Below are 15400 nucleotides of genomic sequence, written 5' to 3'. Positions count from 1 at the left end.
GTCAGCGCGCACGTGCGCGCACACACCGGCCGACATCACACGAAATCGCGCAGCCAATCTTTGATTCGTGCAAATACGCCGACGTGATTGGACGAACGAACCTGGCGAGCGCCAGCGTTGTAATCCGCCGAGCTTGGCCTCAGCCCCGTGCGCGCGGCGTACACAATCATGCCGACCCCGTTCACGAACGAGGGATCTCTCACACCCAGAAACTCGGGAACCGCGATGCGCACGGGCGCCTGAAGTTCCTCCCCGGCCAACTCGGCCGCGGAAGGCGTCGACATCACGCCGCCGTGAAACACGTAGCCCGCGGGCAACTCGTCGGCGTAGCCCATCTTTTCTACTTCTTTTCGCACTAAGCCGAATATCTCCTGCATGCGAGGCTCGATGATCGTGGCGAGATCGTACTGGGTGAATTCGGCTTCCTTGTTGCTCCCCATCCGGGGCACGCGAAACGTCTCGTGCTCCGACGCCTGTTCCACCATGGCGCACGCATGGCGGAGTTTCACCTGCTCGGCCGCGACCGTGTTGGTCCGCAGGCCGATGGCGATGTCCTGCGTCACATAGTCGCCCCCAATGGGAATGATGCTCGTCCCCATCAGGACGCCGTTGGCGAACACGCTGACCGAAGTCACGCCGGCGCCCACGTCCACCAGCGCGACGCCCAATTTGCGCTCATCCTGGGTCAGCGCAATCTGGCTCGCCGCCATGGGGGCAAGCACGAGGTTCGACACTTCCAGTCCCGCGCGCTCCACACAGCGAACGATGTTGTGAATGGCCGTGCGGCTACCGGTGATGAGGTAGGCGTCGACTTCGAGCCGCACGCCCAGCATCCCCCGCGGATCCATGATTCCCCGCAGGCCATCGACGACAAATTCCTTGGCAACGACATCAATAACCTCGCGTTCCGGAGGCAGCGCCACGACTCGCGCTTGCTGCAAAACGCGTTCAATATCTTCATCCGCGATCTCGCGATCCGCCGACGAAACCGCGACCACCCCGTGCGAGCTGTGCAACTGAATGTGCTCCCCGGAAATGCCCACGTACGCCGATGGAATTCGAATGCCCACCATGCGCTCGGCGTGATCGACTGCTTCGCGGATTGAATCAACCGTTTTGTCAATATCCACAATCGCACCGTGGCGCAGTCCTTGACTCGAGGCGGAGCCCACTCCTATGATGTTCAAGTTGTTTCCTGTCGACTCTCCGATGATGACTCGCACCTTCGAAGTGCCGATGTCGAGACTGACGATGTAGTCTTCCTTGGCCAACCGAGTGGCACCTCCCTAGAGCGCCCGAGACTGCGATTCTCTATCTACTTCCACACGGATTTCGACAATCCTCTAGCGCTGGCGAAAAATCTTTGATTTCGAGGAACGGTTTCAAACTCCATCTTTCGTGGACGCCATGCGGCGGGCCACTCGCCGTTGTCGGATGAGCGTGAACACGTGCCGCCGGATGACGGCGATGTTCTGAAAGAGGCGCACGCCAAAGGCCACGACGGCAGCCAAATACAGATCCACCCCGAGTTGATTTCCAATATAGGCGAGGAGGGCGGCGACCAGCGTGTTGGTGAAAAAGCCAGACAGAAACACGGCGCTGTCGAAGGTCTTGTCAAGGCTCGCCCGAATGCCCCCCACGACCGTGTCCAGCGCGGCGAGAATGGCAATCGACAGATAACTGGTGAACGCGACAGGGATGACGACGTTGGTCACCAAGCCAAGCCCAATGCCAACGGCCAAGCCTAAGACGGGCAACCAATACATCAGCCGTTTCCCTCCTTCGCGTATTGCCCAGGCAACGGTCCCGTATAGGCGGGAACGGTCACGCCGCGGGGCGAGGGGTATGAGCGAATGATGAAGTCCTGGCCCATCGCCTCAAAGTAGCCTTGCAGGACGTTCACCGACAGCCCCGTTTGCATCTGCTGCACGTTGCCCACAGCCTGAATGACGTACGGTTCTTCGATAGATCGCCCATTGACGTGCACACTGCCGATCCCATTCACCTCGACCAGCCGAATGGACGACGTGCCGACGAGCCGCTGGCCGTTGATGGCGATGGCCGTCGCGCCATTCCCGAACAGGACGTTCACGACCTCGTCCAGCCACTGGTCAGCCTGCTGGGGAAACAGCGCCATCTGGGCGGGACTCGCCCCGAGTTTGGCGTCCGGTTGGATGGTGATGGTGATACCAGGCCCGGTGACGGACGTCAGCCCGGCCTCGGACGCCAATTGACGCTCGTCCCTCGCCAACACCTGCTTGAGATCCTTCTGGCTCCCGCTCGCCGCCCGATACTCCGCCAGCTGTGCTTCCAGTTTTGAGATCTGCTGCTCAAGCAGGATGTGTTCCTGCGCCTGTTCCGAGACCTGCGTTCGCAGATCGATGTAACTTGTGTTGCCCGATCCGGCCGGCGCTTCCGCCGTCAGATCGACCGTCACCATGAAGCCCAGCGCAGCGACGGTGGCTGTCGCCACCCACACCAGGCTTCGGTTGGAGCGAGCCGCCATCCGCGTCACCCCTGAAGTGAATTGGTATAGGCCGGGATGTGAATATCGCTCTCGACCTCGGGCGTGGAAACCTGCAATCCCTCCTGACGCATCGCATCCAGGATTCCGCCCTGGATCTCGAGCGCCGAGGACAACACAGCGGGGTCGCCGATGGCGACCACCGTGAACGGTGCCCCGAGGCGATGGCCGTTGACCGAGACGACGGGCCCCTGACACTCAATGGAAGATGTGGCCAGCACCCGATAATCGTTGATGGCCACGGCCTCAGCACCGGCGGTGAACAACTCGTTCACCAGGTTGCGCAACGTCCAGTCGTGGGCCAGAATCTGCTCGACGTCGCTTCCACCCGCACTGCCATCGTTGAGCGTCAGCTGAATGCCCGGGCCATGCACGGGCGTCAAGCCGGCCAGGATGCGCTCCCCAGACATACGCTGCTGAATCGCCTGGACGGAATCCGTCGACCCCGCGGAGATCTGTTCGTACTGGGCGATCTCCTGCGTCAAGGTGGCCAACTGCTGCTGAGCTTCTTGATTCGACTGTTTCAACTCGCCGAGCCGTTGCGCGAGCTCTCGGTTGACCGCCGAGCTTCCGTTGACCAGCACGCCGAGCGCTGCCGCCGCGTGGTTCTGCCGGTAGCTCACCGTCAGCATGTAGCCCAATGCCACCGCGACCACCGTGAGCGATGCGATGACACGTCCCTGCGCTTTCACAGGCACCCTCCTTCTCAGGGATGAGAGGCCGTCTGGGGGCTTGTCCCGTTGGTTTGACCGCTCGCTTCCACAGCGGTTGAGTTGTCTGACCTCACGCCAGGCAGCGCCGAGAACGGCGTGTACCGGTACGGCGGAGATCCGGTCAAATCGATGACGCCCGGCCGATATCCCTTCGCCTCGAAGTACCGGACGGTCGGCTGAACGGCGGCCAACGCCCCTCGAAGATCGGCCGCATCCGCCAGCACCTCGAAATCGTTGTCCAGATACAGGGTGACGGTACCGTCACCGTTTACGTGGATCTCGGACACCCCGGTCAGCTCGCTCGAAGGAACCTCAGCGAGTTGGCGACAGACCGTGGAGACCGCCGAAGAGACCATGTGGTGCACCGAGAGATCGGACGCCTGACCGGTGACGATCGGATACGGGAGACCCGCGGCCGAGGCGATCTGCTGATACACGTAGCCGTTTGACATGAGCTCATAGAAGCCGTTCTGGGCCGCGTAGACGGCCACCACATCTCGCTCGTGCACGTCGATGGAAACCGTGCCTGATGTCCAGGAGACGGAAACGGCGGCGCGATCGACCATAGGCAACTTGGCGACAACGGCCGACGCCGCCCGCCTGCGGTTGACGGCCCACAGACTTTCTCCGTAGGCAATGCCGCTTGACGCGACGACCTGGGCCATCGGTATCGTCGTGTTTCCGCGCACCTGAATATGGCGCACGCGGGCGAGCGGCGACTCCAGCACCGCGACAAGCCCGATGAACGCGAAGAAGCTCACCACGATGCGCCGATTCCTCGCCTTTCGACGTTCGCGTTCTTCTGCCGTTTCCTGCCGTGGCATGCTTTCACGCCTTTCGCCGCCCGTGCGCCTCCTCCTTATCCGCTGACCCTCAGGCGCGACACGCGCGCCCCGAGGGCGCGAAGCAGAGAAGCCATGTCTTCGTACCCGCGGTCGATGTGGTGCATTCCTTCGACTTCCGTGACGCCATGGGCCGCAAGCCCCGCCACGACGAGCGCCGCGCCACCGCGAAGGTCCGCGGCGGCGACGCGTGCACCGGACAGCCGCGGCACGCCCCGCACGATGGCCGTGCGCAGGTCGACGGAGACGTTGGCACCCATGCGCACCAGCTCGTCGACGTGTTTGAAACGAGCCTCAAACACGCTTTCTTGCACGATGCTCGTGCCCTTGGCTATCGTCAAAAACGCCATGAAAGGCGCCTGAAGGTCCGTTGGAAACCCTGGGTAAGGCGCGGTGCGAATGTCGATGGATGAAGGGGTCTCCTCACAGATGACAGTTATTATATCATGGTCCACCTCGGCGCGAACACCCGCGTCGCGCAGCTTCTGCAGCACGACACCCAAGTGATCCGCGCGCGCTCCCACAAGCCGCACCGCGCCGCCGGCCGCCGCGACCATCGCCATGATGGTGCCAGCGACAATGCGATCGGGGATGACGGTATACGACGCCTCCGCGAGTTCCGAGCACCCACGCACCTCGATCCGCCCTGTGCCGGCCCCGTGAATGTCGGCGCCTGCCGCTCGGAGGAAGTTTGCGAGATCTTCCACCTCCGGCTCTCGCGCCGCGTTTTCAATGACGGTGGTCCCATCGGCCAGGACCGCTGCCATGAGCAGGTTCTCGGTCGCGCCCACGGAGGGAAAGTCGAGCACGATGTGCGTGCCGACCAGGCGCTTGGCTTGACAGCGGATGAGCCCGTGCGACTCCTCGATGCGCGCCCCGAGCGCCTTCAAACCCCGCAGGTGAAAATCGATCGGCCGCTGGCCGATGACACACCCGCCCGGCTTCGACACCGTGACCTCGCCGCATCGGGCCATGAGCGGCCCCATCAGGAAGATGGAAGACCCCATGATCCGCAATCGACTTTTTTGGGCATCACTCGAGGCCCAGGACGAGATCGACGTCGACCTCGCGAGAGCGCCTCTCGCGAAACACGCGAACTTCGCGCACCACGTCCAGAATGAGGGCTCGCGCCAAGTGAGCGTCGCCCGCGAGGCGGTCGAAGAGGTCGCGCAGCCAAGCCTCCCAACCGCCTTCCGTGAGCAGTGCGGCCGCCCTCGACTCCGTATCGTCGCACTCGTCCAGCACGCGAAGGAGGCGCTCCTGCTCTCGGACAAACGCCTCGTCCGACACGACTCCGGAGGCGTACGCCTCGGCCAATCGAGCGAGGTTGGACAGGGCGACGCGGCGCTTTCGCTTCGCCATTCGCCATTCGTCGGCGTTTGCATCCGCCCGGTAGGCTGAGGCGAGCCGCTCGAGCTCAGGCCGCGCGCGGCGGAGCAGTTCGTCGAGCACAAGCCGCTCGAGCGCTTCCGCATCGACCTGATTGGGCGTGCACCCGCCGCCGGTGACGTAGCGGCCACAGCGATAGATAGGCCGTTTCACGCGTTGCCCCGCGCGGTGGGTGATCTGCCAGCTCGCGTACATCGGGCTTCCGCAAAAGCCACAACGCACCAGGCCGGCGAGCGGGCGCTTCGATCCCTGCGATCGCGGCCTCAGTTCTCGCCGTTTCTCCAGGAGGCGGCACAACGCCTCGAATTCCTCGCGGCTCAGGATGGCTTCGTGAGCGCCCTCGACGCGCACCCACTCCTCCGGCTCGCGCTCCGTCCGCCTTGCGCCTTGCGTCTTGCGCCGGTTCCATATGGCGATCCCGGCCAATGCGGGGTTTGAAAACAAGGTGCGGACCGTCCGATCCGTCCATAGCCGCCCGGTCTTGGTGCGCACCCCGAGGGCGTTGAATTGCATGGCGACCTCTCTCGGGCTCGCGCCGTTGAGCAAGAGGCGTGCGCCTTCCCTGACCCAGCGCGCCTCGCGCGGATCGGGCGCCAGCCGGCCATTTGCCAGCCGGTAGCCAAACGGCGGCTTCGTGGCGAGCTCGCCGCGCTGCGCCATCGCCAACAAATTCTCATGCACGCGCTCCGCGATCATCTCGCGTTCGAATTCCGCGATGACCGACAGCATCTGCGCCACCAGCCGCCCCATCGCCGTCGAGATTTCAAAGTTCTGCCTCGTCGAGCGGTAGAACACCCCGTGCTGGTTCATTTCCTCCACCAAACGGGCGAAGTCCCCGACGCTCCGGGTCAGGCGATCGATGCGGGTCGTCACCACGCCCATCACCTTGCCCGCCCGGATGTCGGCCCGCAGGCGCTCCATCGCCGGGCGATTCAACGACTTGGCCGAAAACCCGTCGTCGCAATACAGTTCGTACCGATCAAACCCGTTCGTCCGGGCATATTCCAACAACTGCTCTTCTTGCTCGCGCAGGCTGTGGCCAGCCGTGGCCTGCTCCTCCGTCGACACGCGGAGGTAGAGCGCCAGGTGCCTGCCGTTCACCGACTGCCGGTCGTTCACTCGGGGGTCACCCGCCTGCCGCGATGCGCGAGCATGCGCTCCACGAGGGGGCGGGACACGGCGATGACTCGCTCCGTCACCTGTTTCTCCGCCTCGCTGACAGGCAGGAGCCGCTCACGCCGGGCATCCCAGACGTAGACGGCGCGAATTCGCATCTTCATCCCTCCCGACAGACCGATATGCGGGAGGGGTTGACCATCTTGCCGGACGGGTTATCCGACGCGCACCGTCGCCCGGGAAGCGATGGATTCAGCAATCTTCGGGGCCTGGAGCCGGCCGTTTTCGATGAAGATGCGGTTGGCGTCAAAACCCGAGACCACGACGCCCGCGACGTAGATGCCGGGAACGTTCGTCTCGAAGGTCTCCTCATCGTGCGCGGGGATCCCGGTCTCGGGGTCGATCTGGATCCCGAGCTTCTCCAAGAACGACATGTCGGGATGATAGCCCGTGAGGGCGAGGACGTGATCGCAGGGAATCTCGATGAGTCCCTCCGGCGTCTCAACCCGCACGTGATCCGGGCGGATCTCCGTCACGCGCGAGCGAAAGTGAACATCGATGGCCCGCTTGTCGATGAGGCTTTGGATGTCGGGCTTCACCCAGGGTTTGATCTTGTCGGACATCGCCGCACCGCGGTGAACCAGCACGACCTCCGCACCGATGCGATGGAGATCAATGGCCGCCTCGGCCGCCGAATTGGTCCCGCCGATCACGACCACGCGCTGCCCGTAGTAAGGGTGGGCATCGCGGTAATAGTGGCTGACGTGCGGCAGATGCTCGCCGGGCACGCCGAGCAGGTTGGGATGATCGAAGTAACCGGTGGCAACAACCACGGCCTTCGCGTCCGTTTCAAGCGTTTGTCCCGCGAGGGTGCGCGATTGGACGCGAAACGTCCCCTCATCCTCCGGCCGTGTGACGGCGACGACCTCCTCATACTGGCGAACCGGCAGTTGCAACCGCTGGACGACCGTTCGGTAGTAGGTCAGTGCCTCCATGCGAGTCGGTTTCGCCCGCTCGGTGTAAAACGGGATATCCCCGATTTCGAGGCGCTCGGGCGTGGAATTGAAAACCATTTGCGTGGGGAAGCGATAGATGGTGGACACGATGCAGGATTTTTCGATCACGACATGGGGAATGCCGCGCCGCTTCAACTCGACGGACACAGCCAGGCCACATGGGCCGGCACCAATGATACACGCTTCGAACATAGCCCTCGTCTCCTAGCGGAAATCTCTATCTTGGAATCTCCAGACTCCGTCATGATACCACAGCGGGCAGCGGCCTTTGCGTCGGCTTCCGAGGGCGAACAACGACTTGGCTTACGCGCAGAGGGAAAACAGCCAATCGCAGCACATGGGGGACCTCATTTTTTGCATGAGATGAGCAGGCACCTGCGTCGAGTTGAGCGTGGAGGCGTCGACCGTGACGGTGCCCGCCGACATCGACACGTTCGCGCCAAGGCTCTTCAGAATCTCCAGCATCACGCGGACGTCCTCAAGATCCGGAACATTGTGGACCACGGAGCGCCCCGCCACCATGACCGTGGCGGCGAGAATGGGAAGGGCCGCGTTTTTGGCGCCCGCAATCCGCAGTTCGCCGGCCAGCGGAACGCCGCCCTCAATGCGCAAGATGTCCATCGTCCGCACCTCCCACAGGTTCACCCAGCACGCGAACCTCGGTTTCCAACGAGATGCCAAAGCGCTCCCGCACCACGGCCTGCGCGTGCCGAATCAGCCACAGCACGTCGCTCGCGCGCGCGTTGCCGAGATTGATGATGAAGTTCGCATGTTTATCGCTGATCATGGCTTGACCTCGGCGCAGCCCCTTGAGCCCCGCCGCTTCAATCAACTTCGCCGCATGCGTCCCTTCGGGATTGCGAAACACGGAACCGCAGTTCGGAAAGCTGAGGGGCTGAGTCGCAATGCGCCGTTGGGACCACGCCCGAACCACGCGCCGCATCTCGTCGCGATCGCCGGGCTGAAGTTGAAACTTTGCCCACGTCACAATCCCAAACCGCTCCTTGAGGACGCTGTGCCGATAGCCAAAATGCAGATCGCGATTCGACAGACGCTGAATCTCGCCCTTCTCGTCCATCACTTCGGCCCACTCGAGCACCTCGCACGTCTCGCGGCCGTACGCGCCCGCGTTCATCATCACGGCGCCGCCGACCGAACCGGGAATGCCCGTCGCAAACTCCAGGCCACTCAGGCCGTGCCGGATGGCGATATTCGCCAGTGCGACGTACGAGCGGCCCGCCATGGCGCGGACAGCGCATTCGCGCTCCTCGACCTCGTACGCGGCGAAGGCATCGTGCAGCTTGATCACGAGGCCGCGGATCCCGCCGTCCAGCACGAGCATGTTGGAGCCGCGGCCAATCACGGTGATCGGCAGGCCGTGCTCGCGCGCCGCGCAGACCGCGGCGCGAAGCGCCTCCACCGAGTCCGGTTCCACAAAGTAATCGGCAGGGCCGCCAATGCGCCACGTCGTGTGGCGCTTCATCGGTTCTCCGCGGGTCACCTTCAGCCCGTGACCCGAGAGACGTTGTACAAACGGATCGTCATGCATCGATAGTCCTCCACGAAGTTCCACTGAGTCACCTGCCTCATCGCCGCAACCGCATCATATGCCGCTTTGGGCGAAGGGTGAGTGCCTAACGCGATCCCTTGCCCGCCACTTCCAGGACGAGATCGCCGAGACGATGCACGGCGTCGGGCCGCCCAAAGGTCCGCGCACGCTCCCGCATGTCGGAAAGGTCGCTCTCCAACAAGCTGCGAATTTCTTCCCAGAGGCGATCCGGCGTCAGATCGGCCTCTCGAACCACGCGCGCCGCCCCCGCACGGGCGAGCTGCATCGCGTTCTCTTCCTGGTGGTTCGCCGTCACGTACGGACTCGGGACGAGGATGGAGGCCACGCCGAGCGCGCAGATCTCCGCGAGCGTGCTCGACCCCGCCCGGCTCACGATCACGTCGACGTGGGGCAGAAGGGAAGGCATGTCCGAAATGAACGGATGGATCGTCACGTTACGCGGCAACGGACCGACCTGGTCGCGAATGGCCTCGAAATGGCGCTCGCCCGTCACGAACAAAAGGCGCCAGTCCGGGCGATCCGCAAAGCGCGGCAGCATTTCCGCCGCGACTCGGTTGGCGGTCTCGGAGCCACGGCTGCCAAAGACGATCAACACGACGCGCTGCCCACGCAGAATTCGGTAGGCATCCATCGCCCTGCGCTTGTCCGCCGTGGAAACCGACGCGACTTCGCTGGCGCGCGGATTGCCTGTGAGAACGACGCGTCTCGCGCCAGCAAACTGCGATTCGCTCTCTGGAAAGCAAACGGCCACCGCGTCGACACGCCGCATGAGAAGCTGATTCGTGAGCCCTGGGCGCGCGTTTCCCTCCCAGATCACGGAGGGCACGCCGAGCTTCGAGGCGGCATACATCACCGGCAACGCCACAAAGCCGCCCGTGCCCACCGCGACGTCGGGGCGAAACGCGCGCACAATGCGCAGGGACTCTCGATAGCCGCGATACGTGGCGGCGAACGTCCGCACGGCGTCCAACGATAGCTCGCGCCGGAGTCCGGCCGCATGGACCGCGACAAACGGCAGACCTGCCTCCGGCACGAGACGGCTTTCCAATCCGCGCTCGGTTCCGACGTACAGAAACTCCGCCCCCTGGATGCGCGCCGCCAGATGGCGCCAGAGTGAAAGCGCGGGGAAAATATGGCCGCCCGTGCCTCCACCCGTCAACAACACTTTCATTCTACCATCCCCGCCTGCTTCGAAATGTTGAGCAGAATGCCCACGCCGCTCAGCAATAGCGTCAAGGACGAGCCGCCGTAGCTGATGAACGGGAGCGTGATGCCGGTCGCCGGGATCGATCCCGTCACGACGCCGATGTTGATCAGGACCTGCACGGCGATCATCCCGGTGATCCCCGTGGCGAGCAGCGTCCCGAAGTCATCGGGCGCATACAGCGCCGTGCGAATGCCGCGCCAGACGAGCACCGCAAACAGCAAAAGCACGGAGACGGTTCCGAGCAGACCGAGCTCTTCGCCGACGATGGAGAAAATGAAATCGGTCTGCGGCTCGGGCAGATAGAGAAACTTCTGCCGGCTATGGCCGAGGCCAAGGCCCAGGATGCCGCCGGAGCCAAGCGCGTAGAGCGACTGGATGATCTGGTACCCCTTGCCCAACGGATACTTCCACGGGTCAAGAAAGGCGTAAATCCGGTCCATGCGGTACGGCGCCATGGCGACAAGCCCCGCGAATCCGACGAGACCGGTGCCAAACAGCGCGCCCAAATGCGACCACCGCGTACCCGCCACAAACAGCATGATGAGGGTCGTTCCCATGATCACGACGCTCTGGCCGAGATCGGGCTCCAGCATGATGAGGCCCACGGCGACCAGCGCGAGCCCCATCGGAGGCACGAATCCTCGCCAGAAGGAGTGCATCCGGTCCTTCGACTCGGCGAGCAGATGCGCGAGGAACATGACGAGGCCGAGCTTGGCAAACTCGGACGGCTGAATCCCGAGCGATCCGATGCCGAGCCACGCCTTCGATCCGCCGCGATTCACGCCCACCAGCAGCACGAGCACGAGCAGCGCGTAGCTCGCAAGCGCAATCTTCGGGGCGTGCCTTCGCCACACGTGGTAATCGACGCGCGAGAGCCACAGCATCAGTCCGACGCCCATCAAGGCCCAGAGCAACTGGCGCTTCGAGAAATAAAACGGATCTTGAAATCGCGTCGCTGAAATGACGGACGAAGCGCTGTGCACCATGGTGACGCCAAACGCGAGCAACAACAGGATCACGCCGACCAGCGTGAAATCGGGCGATGAGCCTGGCGCCCGGTTCGATGACAACGACATAGACCGCAACACCGCGTTCCCTCCCTTCCGCGCCCAGCGGCGCGGTGTGGACCAACGGCAGGAGCCGTTGGACACGCTGTTACAGTCTATGCACCGCCTCTTTGAACATGCTGCCCCGCACCTCGTAGGAAGGGAACATATCCCAACTCGCGCAAGCCGGGGAAAGCAGGACCACATCCCCTGGCTGCGCCATGCGGCTGGCCGCGCGCACCGCCTCGTCCATCGACGACGCGAACGCGCACGAAGACACACCCGCCCTCGCGAGCATGTCCCGGAGCTTCTCCCTGGTCTCGCCGAGCAGGACGGCCGCGTGCACTCGGCCAGCGACATCCGGCAACAGCGAGTCAAACGAGAGACCTCGATCCAACCCGCCGGCAATCCACACGATACCGCCCGGGAACGACCTGAGCGCCTGCCTCGCCGCGTCGGGATTCGTCGCCTTCGAATCGTTGTAATAGCGCACGCCCGCCACTTCGCGAACAAACTCCAGCCGGTGCTCCACGCCCTGAAACGTCCTGAGCACGTGCGCGACCGCCGCTTCGCTCGCCCCCGCTGCCAGGGCGAGTGCTGCGGCCGCCGCCGCGTTCTGAAGATTGTGGCGCCCTGGAAGCGCCACGTGATCCACGGGCAGAAGTGGCGTCCTCTCGCCCGCCCGCACGAAGACGAGTTCGCCGTCGATCACGCCCACGCCGTCGGCAAACGGCGCACCTTCCAGGCTGAATCCGCGCACGCTCGCCGCAAGTTGCCCCGCGCGATCTCGGATGAGCGACTGATCCCAATTCAACACGGCGACATCGTCCGGCGTTTGGTTGGCGAACAGCTTCCACTTCGCACGTTGATACGCTTCATAGGAGCCGTGATAGTCGAGATGCGCTGGATAGAAGTTGAGCAGCGCGGCCCCGTGAGGGCGAAACGTCGCGGTCCCCTCGAGTTGAAAACTGGAGACCTCGAGCACCAGCACGTCACCGGGCTTCGTCACCACGTCGCACACCGGCGTGCCGATGTTTCCCGCGACGATGGGGTTCATGCCCGACGCCTTCAGCATCTCGCCGACAAGCGTCGTCGTCGTGGTCTTCCCGTTCGAGCCCGTGATGGCATAGATGGGCCTTTGCTCCAACCACCCTGCGATCTCGACATCCGTCACGATGACATGCGACATTTTGGCCAGTTCCGCGACGAACGGCTGATGGTAGGGAATGCCGGGGCTTTTCGCGACAAACTGCCACGGCCGATGGGCCAACTCAGCCGGATGGCCGCCGAGCGCGAGCTCCACTCCCAGCGACGCCAGCTCGGCGACGGCCGGATCGGCCGGATCGAGGTCGCGCTCGTCCGTTGCCGTCACGCGAAACCCCCGCCGTGCGAGAAGGGCCGCGGCGGCGGTGCCGCTCTTGCCGAGCCCCACCACGAGGACTTCGCCGGGCGCCTGCAGCCACGCTTCAGGTGTGACACGTTTCACTTCGATGGCCTCCTCAGTGCGACACGACCGCCAGCGTGCCGAATGCGCAGATGAACGAGGCCAGCCAGAACAGGAGCACAACTTCCCACTCCGACCAGCCGCCGAGCTCGAAATGGTGATGCAACGGGCTCATGCGGAAGACGCGCCGTCCGAACGTCTGATACGAAAACACCTGGATGATGACCGACAAAGCTTCAATCACGAACACCAGACCGAACAGAATGAGGGTCAGTTCGCTGTGCGTCAAGACCGCGGCCATCGCCAGCCCCCCGCCAATGGCAAGGGATCCTGTGTCTCCCATGAACACCTTCGCCGGGTGCCGATTGAAGACGAGAAAGGCGGCGAGCGCACCCACCATGGCCGCGCAGTACAGCGCGACGTCGTAACTCGTGTGCCAGTAGGCGTACACGGCGTACGCCGCGAACACCATGATGGCGGATCCCGACAAAAGCCCGTCCAACCCATCGGTCAAGTTGACCGCGTTGGTGGTCCCGACGAGCACGAGCATCAGAAACAGGATATACAAGAAGCCTAGGCGCACGGCGCCGTCCGTAAACGGGATGTGAACGGCGAGCGCTTCCTGCCCCTGCTCGCGGTACAGCAGGACGAAGAGAATGACCGTCAGGACGGATTGCAGAATCACCTTCTGTTTGGCCGTCAGGCCCAAGTTTCGCTTCTTTAGAATTTTAATCAGATCGTCCGCGAAACCGATCAATCCGAACCCCACGGTCGCGATGAGCAACATCACCGTGTCCAGGCTGCCGAATGCAAACCGGACCGTGGTCAAGACCACCGCCACCAGGATGATGACCCCGCCCATGGTCGGCGTGCCCGCCTTGGACTGATGGTGCTTGGGTCCCTCTTCGCGGATCGACTGGCCAAACTTGAGCCGGTGCAGCATGGGAATCGCGATGGGCCCCAAGAGCACGCCGATGACGAACGCCGCGAGCGCCGTGAGCGCCAGCGCTTGAATATCCAACGGAAACGCCCCCTAGTTCCGCCCGCAGCGCGCGCGAATGGCGCGGCGGGCTTCTTCCCTGTCGTCGAAGTGACGCTTCTCTGTGCCAACAATCTGGTAGTCCTCATGCCCCTTGCCGGCGATCACGACGACATCGCCGGGCTTTGCTTCGGCGATAGCCGCCTCAATCGCCCGACGTCGATCCACCTCTTCGATCACCTTGTGGGCGAATTCCGGCGTCACGCCCTCGCGCATGTCGCGCAGGATGGCGAGCGGATCCTCGCTCCGCGGATTGTCGCTCGTGAAGATGGCCCGATCCGCGAGTTTCACCGCGACCGCGGCCATTTTGGGCCGCTTCGTTCGGTCGCGATCGCCCCCACAACCCACCACCACGAGGACGCGCGCCGGCGCAAACTCGCGGACGGCCGCAAGGACATTCTCGAGACCATCGGGGGTGTGCGCATAGTCGACAAAGACGGAAAAGGGCTGGCCCTCGTCGATGCGCTCCATCCGCCCGGGTACGCTCGGATACGACCGAATGCCCTCCTGGATCTCGCCCGGCGCGAGCCCTTCGACGAGCGCGATGGCCACGGCGGCCAAAGCGTTGTAGACGTTGAACCGGCCAATGAGCGGCGTTTCCACCTGAAAGGCGCCTGCCGGTGAATCGACCCAAAAGCGCGCGCCGTCGGCGGACAACCGCACCTCGCGGGCCCGGACGTCGGCAGGCCGCTCGATCCCATAGGTGAGGATCGGCGCGGCGGAAGCCTCGGCCATCACGTGGGACCACGGATCGTCCGCGTTGATCACGGCATAAATGGCCCGCGACGGATCGTCTCCAGGGCCATTGCCGAGGCGTGAAAAAAGTAACGCCTTCGCCGCCGCGTACCGTTCCATGGTACCGTGGAAATCGAGGTGATCCTGTGTCAAATTGGTGAACGCGGCGCACGCGAACGAGACCCCCGCGGCGCGCCGCTCGACCAGCGCGTGCGAGGAGACCTCCATCACCGCGTGCGTAGCGCCTGCCTCGACGAATCGACGAAGCAGTCGATGCACCTCCACCGCCTCGGGCGTCGTGTTGGGAAGCGGCCACGAGACGGCGCCGCACTTCGCGCCCACGGTGCCGATGAGCCCGGCCCTTCTGCCCGACGCGTCGAGCAGGTGGCGCACAATATGGGTCACGGTCGTCTTGCCGTTGGTCCCGGTGACGCCGATCACGCGCAGTTGGCGCGACGGGCTGCCAAACAGCCGATCCGCCACCAACGCGCTCCAGTGCCGCGTGTCCGGGACGACGACCTGCGGAATCGATTCGGGCACGTCCGCGACAGGCTCCTCCACCATGACCGCCACGGCGCCGCGCTCCACGGCCTGACGAACAAACCGATGTCCGTCCACCGTGTGGCCGCGAATGGCCGCGAACAGGCTGCCTTGCTCCACCGCCCGCGAATCCGTCGTGATATTCAACACATCGGGATTTTCCGCATTCGTCACCTGAAAATTCACGAAAGGCTGAAACAGTTGCCGCAATCGCATGGC

Annotated in this window: 16 protein-coding genes; all 16 read right to left on the bottom strand. The window is 63.9% G+C overall.

Annotated features, from left to right (window positions below; all coding sequences use genetic code 11):
* Positions 1-35 precede the first annotated feature (35 nt).
* The 16 genes from ftsA to J3481_RS06740 all read right to left on the bottom strand — a co-directional run bounded on the left by ftsA (position 36) and on the right by J3481_RS06740 (position 15397).
* Positions 36-1271 (bottom strand): cell division protein FtsA, encoded by a 1236-nt coding sequence (ftsA, locus tag J3481_RS06815; RefSeq protein WP_206831229.1) that lies wholly within the window; start codon positions 1269-1271, stop codon positions 36-38.
* Positions 1272-1382: 111 nt separating this feature from the next.
* Positions 1383-1766 (bottom strand): small basic family protein, encoded by a 384-nt coding sequence (locus J3481_RS06810; protein ID WP_206831230.1) that lies wholly within the window; start codon positions 1764-1766, stop codon positions 1383-1385.
* Positions 1766-2506: a DUF881 domain-containing protein gene (locus tag J3481_RS06805; RefSeq protein WP_206831231.1), complete on the bottom strand. Its 741-nt coding sequence runs from the start codon at positions 2504-2506 to the stop codon at positions 1766-1768. The genes J3481_RS06810 and J3481_RS06805 overlap by 1 nt, the downstream gene beginning before the upstream one ends.
* 5 nt (positions 2507-2511) lie before the next feature.
* Positions 2512-3216 carry a DUF881 domain-containing protein gene (locus tag J3481_RS06800; RefSeq protein ID WP_206831232.1) on the bottom strand — a complete coding sequence of 235 codons (705 nt, stop codon included), beginning with the start codon at positions 3214-3216 and terminating at the stop codon, positions 2512-2514.
* 14 nt (positions 3217-3230) lie between these two features.
* A complete protein-coding gene (locus J3481_RS06795; RefSeq protein WP_206831233.1) occupies positions 3231-4061 on the bottom strand; it encodes a cell division protein FtsQ/DivIB in 831 nt (276 codons plus the stop codon).
* A gap of 35 nt (positions 4062-4096) precedes the next feature.
* Entirely contained in the window at positions 4097-5095 is a 999-nt protein-coding gene (gene murA, locus J3481_RS06790) for a UDP-N-acetylglucosamine 1-carboxyvinyltransferase (RefSeq protein ID WP_268884317.1), read from the bottom strand.
* A gap of 16 nt (positions 5096-5111) precedes the next feature.
* Positions 5112-6587 carry a recombinase family protein gene (locus J3481_RS06785; RefSeq protein WP_328702060.1) on the bottom strand — a complete coding sequence of 492 codons (1476 nt, stop codon included), beginning with the start codon at positions 6585-6587 and terminating at the stop codon, positions 5112-5114.
* The gene (locus J3481_RS06780; RefSeq protein ID WP_206831235.1) at positions 6584-6742 is read right to left on the bottom strand and encodes a hypothetical protein; all 159 of its coding nucleotides are present in this window, start codon (positions 6740-6742) and stop codon (positions 6584-6586) included. Before J3481_RS06780 ends, J3481_RS06785 begins: the two co-directional genes overlap by 4 nt.
* A gap of 57 nt (positions 6743-6799) precedes the next feature.
* Positions 6800-7792: a YpdA family putative bacillithiol disulfide reductase gene (locus J3481_RS06775; RefSeq protein ID WP_206831236.1), complete on the bottom strand. Its 993-nt coding sequence runs from the start codon at positions 7790-7792 to the stop codon at positions 6800-6802.
* A gap of 111 nt (positions 7793-7903) precedes the next feature.
* Positions 7904-8221 (bottom strand): UDP-N-acetylglucosamine 1-carboxyvinyltransferase, encoded by a 318-nt coding sequence (locus tag J3481_RS06770; RefSeq protein ID WP_206831237.1) that lies wholly within the window; start codon positions 8219-8221, stop codon positions 7904-7906.
* Positions 8202-9149, bottom strand: coding sequence for a UDP-N-acetylmuramate dehydrogenase (murB, locus tag J3481_RS06765; protein WP_206831238.1), 948 nt, complete (start codon positions 9147-9149; stop codon positions 8202-8204). Before murB ends, J3481_RS06770 begins: the two co-directional genes overlap by 20 nt.
* An 85-nt stretch (positions 9150-9234) precedes the next feature.
* Complete coding sequence (gene murG / locus J3481_RS06760; protein WP_206831239.1) at positions 9235-10341, bottom strand: undecaprenyldiphospho-muramoylpentapeptide beta-N-acetylglucosaminyltransferase; 1107 nt, start codon at positions 10339-10341, stop codon at positions 9235-9237.
* On the bottom strand, positions 10338-11453 hold the full coding sequence (spoVE, locus tag J3481_RS06755) for a stage V sporulation protein E (protein WP_206831267.1): 1116 nt from the start codon (positions 11451-11453) through the stop codon (positions 10338-10340). The genes murG and spoVE overlap by 4 nt, the downstream gene beginning before the upstream one ends.
* 79 nt (positions 11454-11532) lie before the next feature.
* Positions 11533-12909, bottom strand: coding sequence for a UDP-N-acetylmuramoyl-L-alanine--D-glutamate ligase (gene murD, locus J3481_RS06750; protein ID WP_206831240.1), 1377 nt, complete (start codon positions 12907-12909; stop codon positions 11533-11535).
* A 13-nt stretch (positions 12910-12922) separates the two neighbouring features.
* The gene (gene mraY / locus J3481_RS06745) at positions 12923-13888 is read right to left on the bottom strand and encodes a phospho-N-acetylmuramoyl-pentapeptide-transferase (protein ID WP_206831241.1); all 966 of its coding nucleotides are present in this window, start codon (positions 13886-13888) and stop codon (positions 12923-12925) included.
* 12 nt (positions 13889-13900) lie between these two features.
* Complete coding sequence (locus J3481_RS06740) at positions 13901-15397, bottom strand: UDP-N-acetylmuramoyl-L-alanyl-D-glutamate--2,6-diaminopimelate ligase (RefSeq protein WP_206831242.1); 1497 nt, start codon at positions 15395-15397, stop codon at positions 13901-13903.
* Positions 15398-15400: the final 3 nt, after the last annotated feature.

This window comes from Alicyclobacillus fructus (genome assembly GCF_017329605.1).
Taxonomy (GTDB): Bacteria; Bacillota; Bacilli; order Alicyclobacillales; family Alicyclobacillaceae; genus Alicyclobacillus; species Alicyclobacillus fructus.
This window is presented reverse-complemented; position numbering and strand designations above follow the sequence as displayed.

What these genes read in the sequence shown, in the direction of transcription:
- J3481_RS06810 (WP_206831230.1), bottom strand. Translation starts at nt 1,766, where the DNA reads ATGTATTGGTTGCCCGTCTTAGGCTTGGCCGTTGGCATTGGGCTTGGC.
- J3481_RS06805 (WP_206831231.1), bottom strand. Translation starts at nt 2,506, where the DNA reads ATGGCGGCTCGCTCCAACCGAAGCCTGGTGTGGGTGGCGACAGCCACC.
- J3481_RS06795 (WP_206831233.1), bottom strand. Translation starts at nt 4,061, where the DNA reads ATGCCACGGCAGGAAACGGCAGAAGAACGCGAACGTCGAAAGGCGAGG.
- J3481_RS06780 (WP_206831235.1), bottom strand. Translation starts at nt 6,742, where the DNA reads ATGCGAATTCGCGCCGTCTACGTCTGGGATGCCCGGCGTGAGCGGCTC.
- J3481_RS06775 (WP_206831236.1), bottom strand. Translation starts at nt 7,792, where the DNA reads ATGTTCGAAGCGTGTATCATTGGTGCCGGCCCATGTGGCCTGGCTGTG.
- J3481_RS06770 (WP_206831237.1), bottom strand. Translation starts at nt 8,221, where the DNA reads ATGGACATCTTGCGCATTGAGGGCGGCGTTCCGCTGGCCGGCGAACTG.
- murB (WP_206831238.1), bottom strand. Translation starts at nt 9,149, where the DNA reads ATGCATGACGATCCGTTTGTACAACGTCTCTCGGGTCACGGGCTGAAG.
- murG (WP_206831239.1), bottom strand. Translation starts at nt 10,341, where the DNA reads ATGAAAGTGTTGTTGACGGGTGGAGGCACGGGCGGCCATATTTTCCCC.
- spoVE (WP_206831267.1), bottom strand. Translation starts at nt 11,453, where the DNA reads ATGTCGTTGTCATCGAACCGGGCGCCAGGCTCATCGCCCGATTTCACG.
- J3481_RS06740 (WP_206831242.1), bottom strand. Translation starts at nt 15,397, where the DNA reads ATGCGATTGCGGCAACTGTTTCAGCCTTTCGTGAATTTTCAGGTGACG.